At 72.5% G+C, this 15,970-nt stretch carries 16 protein-coding genes; 14 read left to right on the forward strand and 2 right to left on the reverse strand.

The window, feature by feature from the left end; genetic code table 11:
* The first annotated feature begins 7 nt into the window (after positions 1 to 7).
* From rimP to rbfA, 6 genes are all read left to right on the forward strand, one after another.
* The gene (rimP, locus tag I6J71_RS13250; protein ID WP_204094981.1) at positions 8 to 556 is read left to right on the forward strand and encodes a ribosome maturation factor RimP; all 549 of its coding nucleotides are present in this window, start codon (positions 8 to 10) and stop codon (positions 554 to 556) included.
* Positions 553 to 1,599, forward strand: coding sequence for a transcription termination factor NusA (nusA, locus tag I6J71_RS13255; RefSeq protein ID WP_204094982.1), 1,047 nt, complete (start codon positions 553 to 555; stop codon positions 1,597 to 1,599). The genes rimP and nusA overlap by 4 nt, the downstream gene beginning before the upstream one ends.
* A gap of 89 nt (positions 1,600 to 1,688) precedes the next feature.
* Positions 1,689 to 1,964, forward strand: a complete 276-nt coding sequence (locus I6J71_RS13260) for a YlxR family protein (RefSeq protein ID WP_239154776.1) — start codon at positions 1,689 to 1,691, stop codon at positions 1,962 to 1,964.
* 121 nt (positions 1,965 to 2,085) lie between these two features.
* Positions 2,086 to 5,055: a translation initiation factor IF-2 gene (gene infB, locus I6J71_RS13265; protein ID WP_204094984.1), complete on the forward strand. Its 2,970-nt coding sequence runs from the start codon at positions 2,086 to 2,088 to the stop codon at positions 5,053 to 5,055.
* A 190-nt stretch (positions 5,056 to 5,245) separates the two neighbouring features.
* Positions 5,246 to 5,539 carry a DUF503 domain-containing protein gene (locus I6J71_RS13270; protein ID WP_204094985.1) on the forward strand — a complete coding sequence of 98 codons (294 nt, stop codon included), beginning with the start codon at positions 5,246 to 5,248 and terminating at the stop codon, positions 5,537 to 5,539.
* Positions 5,540 to 5,570: 31 nt separating this feature from the next.
* A complete protein-coding gene (rbfA, locus tag I6J71_RS13275) occupies positions 5,571 to 6,077 on the forward strand; it encodes a 30S ribosome-binding factor RbfA (RefSeq protein WP_204094986.1) in 507 nt (168 codons plus the stop codon).
* 358 nt (positions 6,078 to 6,435) lie between these two features.
* On the opposite strand, the gene I6J71_RS13280 is transcribed toward rbfA, so the two are convergent.
* Complete coding sequence (locus tag I6J71_RS13280) at positions 6,436 to 6,651, reverse strand: MarR family transcriptional regulator (protein ID WP_204094987.1); 216 nt, start codon at positions 6,649 to 6,651, stop codon at positions 6,436 to 6,438.
* A gap of 121 nt (positions 6,652 to 6,772) precedes the next feature.
* On the opposite strand from I6J71_RS13280, the gene I6J71_RS13285 reads away from it, so the two are divergent.
* Together I6J71_RS13285 and I6J71_RS13290 are read left to right on the forward strand one after the other, a co-directional pair.
* Positions 6,773 to 7,129, forward strand: a complete 357-nt coding sequence (locus I6J71_RS13285) for an amidohydrolase family protein (protein ID WP_204094988.1) — start codon at positions 6,773 to 6,775, stop codon at positions 7,127 to 7,129.
* A gap of 166 nt (positions 7,130 to 7,295) precedes the next feature.
* Positions 7,296 to 7,742 carry an amidohydrolase family protein gene (locus tag I6J71_RS13290; RefSeq protein WP_204094989.1) on the forward strand — a complete coding sequence of 149 codons (447 nt, stop codon included), beginning with the start codon at positions 7,296 to 7,298 and terminating at the stop codon, positions 7,740 to 7,742.
* A gap of 62 nt (positions 7,743 to 7,804) precedes the next feature.
* On the opposite strand, the gene I6J71_RS13295 is transcribed toward I6J71_RS13290, so the two are convergent.
* Positions 7,805 to 8,842, reverse strand: a complete 1,038-nt coding sequence (locus I6J71_RS13295) for a TRM11 family methyltransferase (RefSeq protein WP_204094990.1) — start codon at positions 8,840 to 8,842, stop codon at positions 7,805 to 7,807.
* Positions 8,843 to 8,867: 25 nt separating this feature from the next.
* Here I6J71_RS13295 and I6J71_RS13300 point away from each other — a divergent pair, with 25 nt between their 5' ends.
* From I6J71_RS13300 to I6J71_RS13325, 6 genes are all read left to right on the forward strand, one after another.
* Positions 8,868 to 9,890 (forward strand): bifunctional oligoribonuclease/PAP phosphatase NrnA, encoded by a 1,023-nt coding sequence (locus tag I6J71_RS13300; protein ID WP_204094991.1) that lies wholly within the window; start codon positions 8,868 to 8,870, stop codon positions 9,888 to 9,890.
* 356 nt (positions 9,891 to 10,246) lie between these two features.
* Positions 10,247 to 11,578, forward strand: coding sequence for an MATE family efflux transporter (locus I6J71_RS13305; protein WP_239154778.1), 1,332 nt, complete (start codon positions 10,247 to 10,249; stop codon positions 11,576 to 11,578).
* Between the two features lie 43 nt (positions 11,579 to 11,621).
* Positions 11,622 to 12,431, forward strand: coding sequence for a PhzF family phenazine biosynthesis protein (locus tag I6J71_RS13310; RefSeq protein WP_204094992.1), 810 nt, complete (start codon positions 11,622 to 11,624; stop codon positions 12,429 to 12,431).
* A gap of 119 nt (positions 12,432 to 12,550) precedes the next feature.
* Positions 12,551 to 13,879: a nitrate/nitrite transporter gene (locus tag I6J71_RS13315; protein ID WP_204097031.1), complete on the forward strand. Its 1,329-nt coding sequence runs from the start codon at positions 12,551 to 12,553 to the stop codon at positions 13,877 to 13,879.
* Between the two features lie 118 nt (positions 13,880 to 13,997).
* Positions 13,998 to 14,840 carry a tRNA pseudouridine(55) synthase TruB gene (gene truB, locus I6J71_RS13320; protein WP_370542208.1) on the forward strand — a complete coding sequence of 281 codons (843 nt, stop codon included), beginning with the start codon at positions 13,998 to 14,000 and terminating at the stop codon, positions 14,838 to 14,840.
* 48 nt (positions 14,841 to 14,888) lie between these two features.
* Entirely contained in the window at positions 14,889 to 15,857 is a 969-nt protein-coding gene (locus tag I6J71_RS13325; protein ID WP_204097032.1) for a bifunctional riboflavin kinase/FAD synthetase, read from the forward strand.
* The last annotated feature ends 113 nt before the right edge of the window (positions 15,858 to 15,970 follow it).

The raw sequence follows: 15,970 nt of genomic DNA on the forward strand, positions 1-15,970 counted from the left end.
GCTCCACGTGCCCAACGAACTCGCCAGCCGGCTTCAGCCGATAGTGGCCGAAGCCGTCTCCGCCGCGGGTTTCGACCTCGACTCCTTCGAGGTGCAGCAGGCCGGCCGTCGGCAGCTGGTCAAGGTCGTCGTCGACTCGGACGACGGAGTCGGGCTGGACGAAGTCGCCGAGATCAGCCGCAAGGTGTCGGCCGCGCTCGACGACAACGAGCACGTGCTGGCGAGCGCGTACACGCTCGAGGTCACCTCACCGGGCCTCGACCGGCCGCTCGCGCAGCCCCGGCACTGGCGGCGCGCGAAGTTCCGGCTGGTCCGCATCACCCCCAAGGAAGGTGCGGAGTACGTCGCCCGGGTGGGCCACGCGGGCGAGGAGCGCGTGACCGTGCTCGCGGGGGGCAAGCTGAAGGACGTGCACTACCAGGCGGTGGCCAAGGCCGTGGTGGAGATCGAGTTCAAGCAGCCGCCCGCCGACGAGCTCAGACTGCTGGAAGAGGACGCGTCCGGCAAGAGCGGCACCCAGGCCGGCCAGACCGAAGCGGAGGAGGAGTCGAAGTGAACGTGGACATCGCCGCGCTGCGCGCGATCGAACGGGACAAGGACATCCCCTTCGACACGGTGATCGAGGCCATCGAGACGGCCCTGCTCACCGCCTACAAGCACACCGAGGGGCACCAGCCCCACGCCCGCATCGACATCGACCGCAAGACCGGCCTGGTCCGCGTCCTGGCGCACACCCTCACCCCCGAGGGCGAGGTCGACGAGGAGTGGGACGACACGCCCGAGGGCTTCGGCCGGATCGCGGCCACGACCGCCCGTCAGGTCATCCTGCAGCGGTTGCGCGACGCCGAGCACGAGAAGACCTTCGGCGAGTTCTCCGCCAAGGAGGGCGAGATCGTGGCCGGCGTGGTGCAGCGCGACGCGCGCGCCAACGCCCGCGGCATGGTCGTGGTCCAGGTGGGCGACACGGAGGGCGTGCTGCCGGTCGGCGAGCAGGTGGCGGGGGAGTCCTACGAGCACGGCACCCGCATCAAGGCGTTCGTCGTCGGCGTGTCGCGCAGCAACCGCGGCCCGCAGATCATGCTGTCGCGCACGCACCCGAACCTCGTGCGCAAGCTCTTCGCGCTCGAGGTGCCGGAGATCGCCGACGGCACGGTCGAGATCGCCGCGATCGCGCGCGAAGCGGGGCACCGCACCAAGATCGCGGTCCGCTCCACCGTCCCCGGCGTGAACGCCAAGGGCGCGTGCATCGGCCCCATGGGCGCGCGCGTGCGCAACGTGATGAGCGAGCTGGCCGGCGAGAAGATCGACATCATCGACTACTCAGAGGATCCGGCCCGCTTCGTCGGGAATGCATTGTCGCCGGCGAAGGTTGTTTCGGTACGTGTCGTGGACGAGCGGGCGAAGACAGCCCGCGTCGTCGTGCCCGACTTCCAGCTGTCCCTCGCCATCGGCAAGGAGGGGCAGAACGCCCGTCTCGCGGCCCGGCTCACGGGCTGGCGGATCGACATCCGCAGCGACGCCGCGCCCGCCGAACCGGAGGGTGATCAAGACCACGCCGGCCAGGCGCGGCCCGCCGCGACAACCGGTTCGGCTGAGTGAAGGTCGAAGCGCTAGACTCATCATTGGTTCAGGGCCCCGAGCGGGCGAGTGGCGACACGACCGACCCCCAGCGTCATCGGCAGTTCCCGGTGCGCACGTGTGTCGGTTGCCGGCAGCGGGCCCTGATCGGTGAACTGCTGCGAGTGGTCGTGGTGGACGGGCGGCTGGTCGTCGACGAACGTCGGCGGCTGCCGGGTCGGGGAGCGTGGCTGCACCCCGCACCGGGCTGTCTGGCCAAGGCCGAGCGGAAGCGGGCGTTCCCCCGGGCTCTTCGAGCCCAGGGCGCGCTCGACGCCGCCGGGCTCCGCGAGCACCCGGCGTTCGCCACGGAGATCGGTTCCGGGAACCACCCGGAACCGCAGTGAAACAAGGAAGCAGGTCGACCCGTCATGAGTCAGCCGTGAAGCTGAAGCCATGAACGCGCGACGATAAGGACGAGGTCAGCGGGTCTCTTCACCGCCTGGCCTCCCCTAGATGAGGAGAGCTGTGCCAGGCAAGGCCCGCGTACACGAGCTCGCGAAGGAGCTCGGCATCACCAGCAAGGAAGTTCTCGCCAAGCTGAAGGAGCAGGGCGAGTTCGTGAAGTCCGCGTCATCCACCGTCGAGGCGCCCGTCGCCCGCCGCCTGCGTGACGCGTACCCCGCCAAGGGCGGGAAGAAGTCCGGCCCGACCCCCGGCCCGCGGCCCACGCCGCCCGCCGGCAACTCGAACGCTGCCCCGAGCGCCCCGCAGGCCCCCAAGCCCGCGTCGGCCGCCCCGCAGCACAACCAGCAGCAGGCCCCGGCCGCCAGGCCCGCGCCTGCCGCTGCGCAGTCCAACGGACCGCGTCCGGCGACCCCGGGTGCCCGTCCCGGCCCGCGTCCCGGCCCCCGGCCGGCGCCGCAGCAGCCGCAGCAGCAGGTTCCGGCGGCCAAGGCCGAGCCCGCGGCACCGAAGCCCGCTCCGAAGCAGGACGCCGCGTCGTCCGGCTCCGGTTCGGTCGTGCCGCCGAAGCCGCAGGGCCCCAAGCCCGGCGGTCCCAAGCCCGGCCCGCGCACGCCGCGTGTCGGCAACAACCCCTTCGGCGTCGGCTCCGGCGCTCCGACCCCGCGTCCGCCGGCCCCGCGCCCCGGCCCGGGTCAGGGCGGCGACAACCGGCCGCCGCGTCCCGGCGGTGCCGGTGGCGGCGGTGACCGGCCCGCGCCGCGGCCCGGTGGTGGCGCCGGTGGCAACCGGCCCAGCCCGGGCAACATGCCCCCGCGCCCGAACCCCGGCATGATGCCGGGCCGCACCCCGCGTCCGGCCGGTCCGGGCGGCGGTGCCCGTGGCGGCCCCGGTGGCGGCGGTCGTCCCGGTGGTGGCGGCGGTGGCCGTCCCGGTGGGGGCGGCGGCGGCTTCCGCGGTGGCGGCGGCGGTGGCGGTGGCTTCCGTGGCGGCCCCGGTGGCGGCGGCGGTGGCGGCGGCTTCCGGCCCGGTGGCGGTGCCCCGGCCGGCGGTGGCGGCGGCTTCCGCGGTGGCGGCGGTGGTCGTGGCGGCCCCGGTGGCCGTGGCGGTACCGCGGGTGCCTTCGGGCGTCCGGGTGGTCCCTCGCGCAAGGGCCGCAAGTCGAAGCGGCAGAAGCGCCAGGAGTACATGGACAACATGCAGGCGCCCAGCGTCGGTGGCGTCCGCCTGCCCAAGGGCAGTGGCGAGACGATCCGGCTGCCGCGCGGTGCCTCGCTGACCGACTTCGCCGAGAAGATCGACGCCAACCCGGCTTCGCTGGTGCAGGTGCTCTTCCACCTCGGCGAGATGGTCACGGCGACGCAGTCCGTGTCCGACGACATCCTCGAGCTGCTCGGCGGCGAGATGAACTACAACGTTCAGGTCGTCTCGCCCGAGGAGGAGGACCGCGAGCTGCTGGAGACCTTCGACATCACCTACGGCGAAGACGCCGGTGACGAGGAGGACCTCCAGATCCGGCCGCCGGTCGTGACCGTCATGGGTCACGTCGACCACGGTAAGACGCGACTGCTCGACACGATCCGCAAGACCAAGGTCCGCGAGAGCGAGGCCGGTGGCATCACCCAGCACATCGGTGCCTACCAGGTCGAGACGGAGCTCGAGGGCAACCCGCGCCTGATCACCTTCATCGACACCCCGGGTCACGAGGCGTTCACCGCCATGCGTGCCCGTGGTGCGAACTCGACGGACATCGCGGTGATCGTGGTGGCCGCCGACGACGGGGTCATGCCGCAGACGGTCGAGGCGATCAACCACGCCCAGGCCGCCAAGGCGCCGATCGTGGTCGCGGTCAACAAGATCGACAAGGAAGGCGCGAACCCGCAGAAGATCCGCCAGCAGCTCACCGAGTACGGGCTGGTCGCCGAGGAGTACGGCGGCGAGACGATGTTCGTGGACATCTCCGCGCGGGAGAACATCAACATCGACGGCCTGCTGGAAGCGATCCTGCTGACCGCCGACGCCACGCTGGACCTCCGGGCCAACCCGGACATGGAGGCCCAGGGTGTCGCGATCGAGGCGCACCTCGACCGCGGCCGCGGCCCGGTGGCCACGGTCCTGGTCCAGCGCGGCACGCTGCGCGTCGGCGACTCGGTCGTGGCGGGTGACGCCTACGGCCGCGTGCGCCGGATGGTCGACGAGTACAACGAGGACGTCACGGAGGCCCTGCCTTCGCGGCCCGTCCAGGTCATCGGGTTCACCTCGGTGCCGGGCGCGGGCGACACGTTCCTGGTGGTCGACGAGGACCGCGTCGCCCGGCAGATCGCCGAGCGCCGCTCCGCCCGGACGCGCAACGCGCTCAACGCCGCGCGCCGCAAGCGGGTCAGCCTCGAGGACCTCGACTCCGCCTTGAAGGAGACGAGCAGCCTCAACCTGATCATCAAGGGTGACAACTCGGGTACCGTCGAAGCGCTCGAGGCGGCCCTGCTCCAGCTGGACGTCGGTGACGACGTCGAGCTGCACGTGGTGCACCGCGGTGTCGGTGGCGTGACCGAATCGGACATCGACCTGGCGACTGCGTCCGACGCGATCGTGCTCGGCTTCAACGTCCGGGCCCAGGGCAAGGCGACCGAGCGGGCCACCCGCGAGGGCGTCGACGTCCGGTACTACACGGTCATCTACCAGGCGATCGAAGAGATCGAGCAGGCTCTCAAGGGCATGCTCAAGCCGGAGTACGAAGAGGTCGAGCTGGGCCGCGCCGAGGTCCGCGAGGTCTTCAAGTCCTCCAAGATCGGCACGATCGCCGGTTGCCTGGTCGTGTCCGGCGTGATCCGGCGCAACGCCAGGGCGCGCCTGCTCCGCGACGGCACCGTCGTGGCCGAGAACCTGCCCATCAGCTCGCTGCGGCGGTTCAAGGACGACGTGGTCGAGGTCCGTGAAGGGTACGAGTGCGGTCTGACGCTGGGCTCGTACAGCGACATCAAGGTCGACGACGTGATCGAGACCTACGAACAGCGGGAGAAGCCCCGCGCCTGACGGCTGATGGGAGAGGGGCGTGCTCGCAGGCTGCGCTCGCCCCTCTCCCACCGTCACGGTGTCTTCTGGGGGCCGAAGCCCCAGACCTCCCCGGGGGGTGCGCCCGGCATGTGCCGTCCGGGGTCGGCGGTGGTCGCGTTTCGCCTCGGCGGGACGCTGTTCGCAGGTGGTTCGAGTCTTGAAGGAGACTATGTACGTCGGAGCTCTTGAGCTCGACATCCTGCTCGACGACGTGCACTCGTTGAAGCAGAAGCGGTCCGTGATCAAACCGGTGGTGGCGGAGGTGCGCAAGCGCTTCGCCGTATCGGTGGCCGAAGCCGGTCACCTCGACCTCCACCGGCGAGCCCTCATCGGGGTGGCCGTCGTCGCCGCGGGTGGCGAGCACGTCCGGGACGTGCTCGACTCCTGTGAGCGGTTCGTGGCCTCGCGACCGGAGTTCGCCCTGCTGTCGGCGCACCGCCGGCTACTGGGACCGGACGATTAGACCGGAGAACATTTCAGAAGGGGACGTTCCCATGGCCGATCCTGCTCGGGCTCGCAAGCTCGCCAAGCGGATCTCTCAGATCGTCGCGTCGGCGATCGAGCACGACGTCAAGGACCCGCGGCTGGGTTCGGTGACCATCACCGATACCAAGATCACCGCGGACCTGCACGACGCCACGGTGTACTACACGGTGCTGGGCGAGAACCTCGACTCGGCGCCGGACTTCGCGGGCGCCGCGGCGGCCCTCGAGTCGGCGCGGGGAGTCCTGCGCACCAAGGTCGGGCAGGGCACCGGCGTCCGCTACACCCCGACCCTCACCTTCGTCGCCGACAGCATCCCCGACGACGCCCGGCGCATCGAGGAGCTGCTCGCGAAGGCCCGTGAGGCCGACGCGGAGGTCGCCCGCCAGGCGACGGGCGCCCAGCACGCCGGCGAAGCCGATCCGTACAAGGCCCCGCGCCCGGACGAAGACACTGCCGAGGACACTGATGAGGACGCTGTCGACGACGAGCTGACCGAAGAGGAGACCCGAGGCTGAACTCGTCCGGCTGGGGCAAGACCAAACGCGACCCGATGCGCTGCTCCGTGGCGCCGCGCCGTTCGTCGCCACCCGCGCCGGGCGCGCCACCTCGGTGGGTGCGCCGTCCGCGGTTGCCCCGCCCACCAGCCCGCCGGCCCTGAACGCGAGACGCGTTCGGGGCCGGCGTTATTTGTGCCCTGCTCGGCCGGCCGGGTCGCGGTGACCGCGTCGGCCGAGGCCAGCAGTACCCGGACCGCTTGGGGGCGCAGGTCTTGCGGCAGCAGGTCCCACGCCGCGCGCTGGTTGGCGCGCAGGCGGCCCCGCGCGCGGTCCCAGTGCGCCCGGCCCGGGCGGTGAGGGCTCGACGACGCGGCGGTCATCGTGGGCGTGGGGGGCGGTGGACCAGGCCGGCGGTTTCGAGGGACTTCACCGAGCGCGTCACGGTCGGCTGGGCCATTCGGGCTTCCGTGGCCAGTTCGCCGATGGTCATGGCGCCGAGCCGGGCCAGGGGGGTGACGAGCTGGGCCTGGGAGTCGCTGAGGGCGGACGCGGAGGCGGCCTGGGCGTCGAGGCGGGCGCGGTTGGTGCGCATCGCCGCGTAGAGGGCGTTGCACGCGTCGGCGAAGTGGTCGACCTCGGATGCAGTTACCCGGAAAGATTAGATCACCCAAGTCCATAGCATGTTGAATTCACGAACCGGGAGGAGACAGCCGATGGTCCGGAAGGTCGCCCTCGAAAAGCACTTCGGCACGAGCGACCCCGACATCGTGGAGCAGCCGCGCGAGCACTTCACCGAGCGCACGCGGCCGCCACACCGGCGGCAGCCGCTCGACGTCCAGGGCGAGCGCCTGCGGCTGATGGACGAAGCCGGCATTGAGCTGGTCGTGCTCTCCCTGCTGGCGCCCGGGATCCAGGGGCTGCCGCAGCGCGCGCAGGCGCTCGACTGGGCGCGGCGCACCAACGACGTCGCCGCGCGCCACGTCGAGCTGCGCCCCGATCGGTTCGCCGCGTTTGCGGCACTTCCGTTGCAGGATCCGGAAGCCGCGGCGACCGAGCTGCGCAGGCGGTGACGGAGCTGGGGTTCAAGGGCGCGCTCGTCAACGGATTCTCCGAAGTGGACGGTGACCGCAGCGCCTATCTCGACGAACCGCAGTACCGGCCGTTCTGGGCGGTGGTCGAGGAACTCGGCGTGCCGGTGTACCCGCCCCGCGTGGCTCGCTGCCACGCGACAGCCGGATGCTCGAGGGCCACCCGTGGCTCTACGGCTCGGCGTGGGGCTTCTCCGTCGAGACCGGCACGCACGCGTTGCGGCTCATGGCCGGTGGCCTGTTCGACGAACACCCGGGCGTGCAGGTGATCCTCGGGCACCTGAGCGAGCTGGTGCCGTTCAACATCTGGCGCACGGACCACCGGCTGAAGGTGAAGCCGGCCGGCATCCCGGCACGCAAACCGCTGCGCGAATACCTGCGCTCGAACTTCCACCTGACCACGAGCGGCAACTTCTCCACGCCCGCGCTGCGGTTCACCCTCGACGAGGTCGGTGCCGACCGCGTGCTGTTCTCCGCCGACTGCCCGTTCGAGTCCATGGGGGAGGCCGCCGGGTGGTTCGACGCGCTGGACCTCGACCGGGAGGCGCACGAGAAGATCGCCGCCGGCAACGCGCGGAGGCTCCTCGGCCTCTGACCCCCCGAAGCAAAACACCGCTGAGCAAGCGACACCGTGGCGACCCGGGCCACAGTGGACGCTCAAGCCGGCTTTGCTGCCACCACCAGGTCGCGCACGATGGCCTGGTCCACGCGGTGCGCGAACTCCTCGTAGGGGCCGCCCTCGCGCACGTCGAGGCCGGCCCGCGCGAGCACCGCGACGAGGTCTTCACGCGGGAGCACGTTGGTGTTCCAGGAGATCCCGAGCGCGCCACCCGGCCGCAGCACGCGGGTCCACACGGGAACGGCCGCCGCCAGCAGGTCGCGCGGGCTGCGCGCCAGGCCCGCTTCGCGGTGGCTGCCGTGCTGCACGCCGTAGGGCGCGTCGGTGACGATCACGTCGACGGACCCGGGCTTGAGGAGTTCGTCGGTGGTGAGGGTGTCGGCGTTGAAGTACGTGAGCCGGCGCGTGCGGCCGGCCTTGTAGTCGTCCTTGTCGAAGGAGTACTCGACGTCGAGGCGCCGCCCGAGCCGGAGCTTGTTGCGCCGCAGCTGTCCCGAATCGGCCGTGTGCTTCACGCGCTTGGTGCGCAACCAGGTCTTGATGAACTGCTCGTACGCCTCGAAGTCCTTGCCGTCCACGTCGAGGCCGGTGGCGTCGAAGCCGTACATCACGGCCTGGTTCAGCGTGGTACCCCGGCCGCACAGCGGGTCGAGCAGCCGCAGCGGGCGCTCGAGCCACGCGGCCGGCGCATCGGTGGCCAGCAGCGTGATGTTGAGCAGCAGCTTGGTGAACTGCTCGTTGGTCTTGCCCGCGTACTTCTGGATCGTGAGCAGGTCGGAGTCCGTCTTCGCCAGTGGCCGCACGGTGATCGGGCGCAACACGCCGTCGCCGAGCTCGAACAGCGCGTACAGCGAAGACAGGTTGGCCAGGAGCGCGACTTCCGCTTCGGACAGCGGCTCGGGGCTCGCGAACTTGACGTAGCCGACGCCGCCGAGCTCGACCTCCTCGGCCGCCGACAGCTCGCCGGCGGACCCGGCCGCGCCGAACACCGCCAGCTCGGCGCGCAGCAGCGAAGGGGCGGACGCGGCGTAGACCCGGTTGGCGGACGGGTGAACGAGAATCACGTACTCAGGCATCCCGCAGAGCGTAGCGTGACGCACTGTGACAGCTACTTTGGCGCAGGACATCGAAGCCGCCGCGGCCCTGCTGGCCGAGGCCACCGACGTGACGCTGCTCGGGCACGTGCGCCCCGACGCCGACGCGCTGGGCAGCGCGCTGGCCCTCGGCCACGTGCTGCACCGGCGCGGGGCCCGGGTGCGGGTCTCCTTCGGCGAGCCCGACGAGGCCCCGGAAACACTGGCCTGGCTCGACGTCGACGGGCTCCTGACCAAACCCGGGGACCTGCCCGAGACCGAGCAGCTGCTGATCGCGCTCGACACCCCGGCGCCGTCCCGGCTGGGCCGGCTGGCCGGGCGCGTGCCCGCTGCGCGCGCGGCCGGCGGGTCGGTGCTCGTGGTCGACCACCACGCCACGAACGAGTTCTACGGCACCCACCACGTGGTCGACGAGGCCACCGAGGCGACCGCGGTGCTCGTCGCGCAGATCATCGAGGCGATGGGCGTCGAGCTCGACGAACCCGCCGCGCGGTGCCTGTATGCCGGGATCGTCACGGACACCAGCGGGTTCCGCCGCGCGCGGCCGGAGACGCACCTGATCGCCGCACGCCTGCTCGCGGCGGGGGTGAACCCGTCGGAGGTGGCGCGCCGGATCGTGGACGACCACCCGTTCGCGTGGCTGCCGATGCTCTCGGCCGTGCTGGCGGAAGCACGGCTGGAGCCCGAGGCCGCCCAGGGATTCGGGTTCGTGCACGCCGTGGTGCGCCTGACCGTCGCCGCGACCGTGCGCAGCGAAGAGGTCGAGTCGGTGATCGACGTCGTCCGCTCGACGCGGGAGGCCGGCGTCGCGGCCGTGCTCAAGGAGTTCGGCCCCGCGGCGCACAGTTCGGTGTGGACGGTGTCGTTGCGCTCCGCCGGCCGCGTCGACGTCTCGGCCGCGGCCGCGGAGTTCGGCGGCGGGGGCCACCGGATGGCGGCGGGTTGCACGATGGAGGGCACGGCGGACGAGGTGCTGGCGCGCTTGCGCGACGCGCTGGGCCGGGCACCGTTGCTGGCGGGCGGCGCGTGACCGACGTCGTCCGGCTCGACGACGGGTTCTCCCGGACTTCACCGGCGAGAGGTGCTCGGCGCCGCGTTCCTCCTCCTGCCGGCGGCGCAGGAGAACGTGGGTGTGCACAGTCGGTAACGGCCCGGGCCGCTCACTCGGCCGTGGACCCGGCCCGGGTGTCCACTGTGGACGAAGTCCGCCCGGTTGCGCGGTCGTGGAACCTGGGCGCCATTTGCGCGGCCGGAGCTGACGGCCGGCTTCGGCACGCTCGCCCGGTCGGCGCCCCGCAGGCGGCCGGGTGGCGCTCGTCGCTCCGCAGCCGCGGGCCGGTGGTCGTCGGCGCCTGAATTGTCGGGGCCGGTGGTTACGCTGCCGGGGTGCCCGAAGAAGCCGTGCTGACGCCGGACGACCGGATTCCCGCCCGCCGCGTGCTCGGGCTCGCCGTGCCCGCGCTCGGGGTGCTGGCCGCCGAGCCGCTGTACGTGCTCGTCGACACGGCGGTGGTCGGGCACCTGGGTGCGTTGCCGCTGGCCGGGCTCGCGCTCGGCGGGGTGGTGCTGTCGCAGATCTCGACGCAGCTGACGTTCCTGTCCTACGGCACCACGTCGCGCACCGCGCGGCTCCACGGAGCCGGCCGGCGGGAGGACGCCGTGCGCGAGGGGGTCCAGGCCACGTGGCTCGCCGTGCTGGTGGGCGTCGTGCTGCTCGTCGCGGGGCAGCTGCTGGCCGGGCCGATCGCCCGCGCGCTGTCGGGCAGCGACGAGATCGCGGCGTCGGCCGTGTCGTGGCTGCGGATCGCGCTGTTCGGGGCGCCGCTGATCCTCGTGACCATGGCCGGCAACGGCTGGATGCGCGGCGTGCAGGACGCAGCGCGGCCGCTGCGGTACGTCCTGGCGGGCAACGGCATCTCGGCGGTCCTGTGCCCGCTGCTGGTCTACGTCGCGGGCCTCGGCCTGGAGGGTTCGGCGATCGCCAACGTCGTGGCCCAAGTGATCTCGGCGTCGCTGTTCCTCGCGGCGCTGGTGCGCGAACGGGCCGGGTTGCGGCCCGATTTCGGCGTGATGCGCGCGCAGCTGGGCCTGGGCCGTGACCTCGTGCTGCGCAGCCTCGCCTTCCAAGCCTGCTTCGTGTCGGCGGCCGCCGTCGCGGCGCGGACCTCGACCGAGGCCGTGGGCGCGCACCAGGTGGTGCTGCAGCTGTGGACGTTCCTCTCGCTCGTGCTCGACTCAGTCGCGATCGCCGCGCAGTCGCTCGTCGGCGCCGCCCTGGGCGGGGGCGCGGCTCGCCAGGCCCGTGGCGTCGCGGCGCAGATCACCGGCTACGGATTGGTACTGGGGTGCTTCCTGTGCGTGCTGTTCGCCGCGCTGTGGAGCACGCTGCCCCACGCGTTCACCTCCGACCCGGGGGTGCTCGCCGAGATCCCGCACGCCTGGTGGTTCTTCGTGGCCCTCCAGCCGATCGCGGGCGTCGTCTTCGCGCTCGACGGTGTGCTCCTCGGCGCCGGCGACGCCGCTTTCCTGCGCACTGCCACGCTGGTGTCCGCGGGCCTGGGGTTCCTGCCGCTGGTCTGGCTGTCGCTCGCCTTCGGCTGGGGCCTGCTCGGGATCTGGACGGGCCTGTCGCTGTTCATGGTCTTCCGCTTGGCCGCCGTGCTGATCCGCTGGCGCTCCGGCCACTGGGCCGTGGTCGGTGCCGTCCGCGGCGGGTGAAATCCCTTCGCCCCCTGCCGGGCCGCGGTGCCAGGGTGGGGCCATGCGCTTCAGCCAGATCGACGTCTTCACCGACGAGCTCACCCGCGGCAACGCCCTCGCCGTGGTCCACGACGCCGAAGGGCTGTCCGACGAGCGGATGGCCGCGTTCGCGCGGTGGACCAACCTCAGCGAGACCACCTTCCTGCTCCCGCCCGCCGATCCCGCCGCCGACTACCGGGTGCGGATCTTCACCGTAGAGCGGGAGCTGCCGTTCGCCGGACACCCGACGCTCGGGTCGGCGCGGGCGTGGCTGGAGGCGGGCGGCGAGCCGAAGGGCGAGGACCTCGTGCAGGAGTGCGGGGTGGGCCTCGTCCCGGTCCGGCGCGGCGAGGGCCGGCTCGCCTTCGCGGCTCCGCCGCTGCGGCGCCAGGGCCCGGTCGACGACGCGGACCTCGAGGCGATCCTGCGGGCGTTGCACCTCACCCGAGCGGACCTCGTCGACGCGCAGTGGGCCGACAACGGACCCGGGTGGGTCGCGCTCCTGCTCAAGGACGCCGAGGCCGTGCTGGGTGTCGAGCGAGACGTCGTCGCGCTGGGGGAGTACAAGGTCGGCTTGGTCGGGCCCGGCGGGGACGCGGACTTCGAGGTCCGGGCGTTCACCGGCGTCGCCGAGGACCCGGTCACCGGCAGCCTCAACGCGGCGATCGGGCAGTGGCTCATCGGGACCGGGCGCGCGCCCGAGGCGTACGTGGCCGCGCAGGGCACCCGGCTCGGCCGGCGGGGACGCGTTCACGTGCACAGTGCGGGCGGCGACGTGTGGGTCGGCGGCGACACCGTGGTGGGGATCAGCGGTCGAGTGACGTTGCGGTGATCGGGTGATGTGGTGAACACCACCGAGGTAACGGCTATGTTTCGGGCTTGCTGAGGCGATACAACGATCGAGGCGGCAGCGTCGTCGTCTTCCCCGACGATCGCTACCTCCAGGAGGAAATGTTGTCGCCCGCCGGCCGCGCTCCTGTCCGGTCCTGGCTCATCTGGCTCACCGCCGTCTTCGTCTACCTGCTTGCCGTGTTCCACCGCACCTCGTTCGGGGTCGCGGGCCTGGCGGCCGCCGACCGCTTCGGCGTCGGCGCCGCGGCGCTCGGTACGTTCACCGTGCTGCAGGTCGGGGTCTACGCCGCCATGCAGATCCCCACCGGCGTCCTCGTCGACCGTTACGGCCCGCGCCGCGTGCTGACCGCCGCCGTGCTGATCCTCGGCACCGGCCAGCTGCTGCTGGGCGTCGCCGGCACCTACGGCGTCGGCCTCCTCGCGCGCGGCGTGCTCGGCCTCGGCGACGCGCTGACGTTCGTCAGCGTGCTGCGCCTGATCGCCGCCCACTTCCCGGCGCGTCAGTACGCGCTGATCGCGTCCTTCACCTCCGCCATCGGCTACGTCGGCAACCTCGCCGCCACCGTGCCGCTGACGCTGCTGCTCGACGGACCTGGGTGGACGCTCACCTTCGTGGCCGTCGGTGCCCTCACGCTGCTGTACGCGGTGCCAGTGGTGCTGCGCGTGCGCGACACTCCGCTGGGCGTCCCCGAACCCGAGCGCGTCCCCGTCCACCCGGCGCTGCTCGCGCGCCGGATCCGGGCCGCGTGGCGCGTGCCCGGCACGCGGCTGGGGTTCTGGACGCACTTCAGCACGATGTTCGCGCCCAACGTGCTCACCCTGCTGTGGGGTGTCCCGTTCCTCGTGCAGGGCCAGGGCGTTCCGGCGGCGACGGCGAGCGCGATGCTCACGGTCTTCGTGTTCGGCTCGCTGGCCGGCGGCCCGGTGCTGGGCACGGTGATCAGCCGCCACCCGGAGCTTCGGATGCCGATCGTCGGCGGCTACCTCGGCACCGCCGCCGTCACGTGGGGCGTGCTGCTCGGCTGGAGCGGCCACATCCCGCTCGGCGTGCTCGTGCCCGCGTTCGCTCTGCTGTCGCTCGGCGGTCCGGTGTCGATGATCGGTTTCGCCCTGGCCCGCGACTACAACCCGATCGAACGCGTCGGCACGGCGACCGGTTTGGTGAACGTCGCCGGGTTCGTCGCGACCACGCTCACCTCGCTCGTGGTTGGTGTCCTCCTGCAGTGGACGGGCGGGAACTTTCGCCTGGCGCTGCTGAGTGTCGTGGTGGTGCTCACGCTGGGCACGTCGCGGATGCTCGTGTGGTGGCGCCGCGCCCGCGCCCACGTGTTCGCCGCAGAAGCGCGCGGCGAGGACGTGCCCGTGCGGCTCACTCGCCGGCGCTGGGATGGTGAAGTGCTGCCCGAACAAGCGACCGTCGCGGCCTGACGGGCGCCCGCCGGTCGGAACCGGACGTCTCGATAGGGTTCGCCCCGTGTCTCGCCCGAAAGAACCGCGCCGCCCCGCTCCGCCGCCCGGTCTGCTGATCATCGACAAACCGGCCGGCATGACGTCGCACGACGTCGTCGCGAGGGCGCGCCGGATCATGGGCACGCGCAAGGTCGGTCACGCGGGCACGCTCGATCCGATGGCCACGGGCGTGCTGGTGCTCGGCATCGAACGCGCGACCAAGCTGCTCGGCCACCTCGCGCTCGACCGCAAGACCTACCTCGCGACCCTGTCGCTGGGCCGCTCGACCACGACCGACGACGCCGAGGGCGAGGTGCTCGCCGACGCCGATCCCACCGCTCTGGCGAAGATCACCGACGAGCAGCTCGCCGGCGGCGTCACCGCGCTCACCGGCGACATCCAGCAGGTGCCGAGCGCGGTCAGCGCCGTGAAGATCGACGGCAAGCGCGCCTACGCGCGGGTCCGCGCCGGGGAGGACGTGGTGCTCCCGCCGCGGCCGGTCACCGTCTACCGCTTCGACGTGCTGGCCGTGCGCCGCGAGGACGACCGGATCGAGCTCGACGCCGTGGTCGAGTGTTCCTCGGGGACGTATGTGCGCGCGCTGGCCCGTGACCTCGGCGCCGGTCTCGGCGTGGGCGGGCACCTGCTCGCGCTGCGGCGCACCACGGTGGGGCCGTTCACGCTCGCCCGGGCCCGCACGCTCGACCAGCTGGAGGAGCAGCCCGAGCTGTCGCTGGACCTCGACGCCGCCGTCGCCGCGGCCTTCCCGCGCCGCGACGTCGACGCCGCCGCCGCGCAAGCCGTGCGCCACGGCCGCGCCATCCCGGCGGCGGGCATCGAGGGGACCTACGGCCTCTTCGCGCCCGACGGCCGCGTGCTCGCCCTGGCGGCCGACGCCGAGGGTGTGGCCCGGTCGGTGGTGGTCCTGCTGCCCGCATAGGGTGGGAGCCGGTTGGGCGAGAGACCGGCGCGGGGAGAGTTGACGACAGTGCAGCGGTGGCGTGGCCTCGGGGACCTCCCGGGCGGCTGGGGACGGTGCGTGGTCACCATCGGCGTGTTCGACGGCGTGCACCGCGGGCACCAGGTGCTGATCTCCCGCACGGTGCGGGCGGCGGCCGAGCGCGGCGTGCCGAGTGTGGTGCTCACGTTCGACCCGCACCCGTCCGAAGTGCTGCGCCCCGGCAGCCACCCGGCGCAGCTGACCACGTTGCGGCGCAAGGCCGAGCTCGTCGAGGAACTCGGGGTCGACGTGTTCGCCGTGCTGCCCTTCACCCTCGAGCTCTCGCGCCTCACGCCGCACGAGTTCGTGCACGAGGTGCTCGTGGACCGGCTGCACGCCGCGGCCGTGCTCGTGGGCGACAACTTCACCTTCGGCGCCAAGGCGGCGGGTGACGTGAAGCTGCTGCGCCAGCTCGGCAGCCGCTTCGGGTTCGTGGCCTACGGCGCCGAGCTGCAGGGCCGGTCGCTGGCCGAGGGCGACCGCAGCGCCAACGACATCACCTTCTCCTCCACGTACGTGCGCTCGTGCATCGACGCCGGTGACGTGGTGGCGGCCGCCGACGCGCTGGGCCGCCCGCACCGGCTGGAGGGCATCGTCGTGCGCGGCGACGGCCGGGGCCACGACCTCGGCTACCCGACCGCGAACCTGTCGACGCCCCGGTTCGCCGCCGTGCCCGCCGACGGCGTCTACACGGCGTGGTTCTCCCGCCTGACCGACCCGGGCCGGCGGCTGCGGGCGGCCGTGTCGGTGGGCACGAACCCGACGTTCTCCGGCCGCGAGCGCACCGTCGAGGCCTTCGTGCTCGACGTCGACGAGGACTTCTACGGCCAGCACGTCGCGCTGGACTTCGTCACGCGGCTGCGTGACCAGGAGCGGTTCAGCCGTCCCGACGAGCTGGTGAAGCGGATCGACGACGACGTGGCGCGCACTCGCGCCGCGCTCATCGCCGAAAGCTGACGTTCCCCCGGACGGGCTCCGGCCGCGGGCCGATCGGGCGGCTCGGACCGGTGCGGCGCGGGTCCGGTGGCAAGATGCTCACGGGCGGCCGCAGCGGCCGAAGCGGGGACCGA

The sequence above is a fragment of the Amycolatopsis sp. FDAARGOS 1241 genome, assembly GCF_016889705.1.
Lineage (GTDB): Bacteria > Actinomycetota > Actinomycetes > Mycobacteriales > Pseudonocardiaceae > Amycolatopsis.

Excerpts from the sequence above, each read along its gene's own strand:
- I6J71_RS13285 (WP_204094988.1), top strand. The coding sequence starts at position 6,773 with ATGGTCCGGAAGGTCGCCCTCGAAAAGCACTTCGGCACGAGCGACCCC.
- I6J71_RS13290 (WP_204094989.1), top strand. The coding sequence starts at position 7,296 with ATGCTCGAGGGCCACCCGTGGCTCTACGGCTCGGCGTGGGGCTTCTCC.
- rbfA (WP_204094986.1), top strand. The coding sequence starts at position 5,571 with ATGGCCGATCCTGCTCGGGCTCGCAAGCTCGCCAAGCGGATCTCTCAG.
- truB (WP_370542208.1), top strand. The coding sequence starts at position 13,998 with ATGACGTCGCACGACGTCGTCGCGAGGGCGCGCCGGATCATGGGCACG.
- I6J71_RS13315 (WP_204097031.1), top strand. The coding sequence starts at position 12,551 with ATGTTGTCGCCCGCCGGCCGCGCTCCTGTCCGGTCCTGGCTCATCTGG.
- I6J71_RS13280 (WP_204094987.1), bottom strand. The coding sequence starts at position 6,651 with ATGCGCACCAACCGCGCCCGCCTCGACGCCCAGGCCGCCTCCGCGTCC.
- I6J71_RS13270 (WP_204094985.1), top strand. The coding sequence starts at position 5,246 with ATGTACGTCGGAGCTCTTGAGCTCGACATCCTGCTCGACGACGTGCAC.
- I6J71_RS13310 (WP_204094992.1), top strand. The coding sequence starts at position 11,622 with ATGCGCTTCAGCCAGATCGACGTCTTCACCGACGAGCTCACCCGCGGC.
- I6J71_RS13295 (WP_204094990.1), bottom strand. The coding sequence starts at position 8,842 with ATGCCTGAGTACGTGATTCTCGTTCACCCGTCCGCCAACCGGGTCTAC.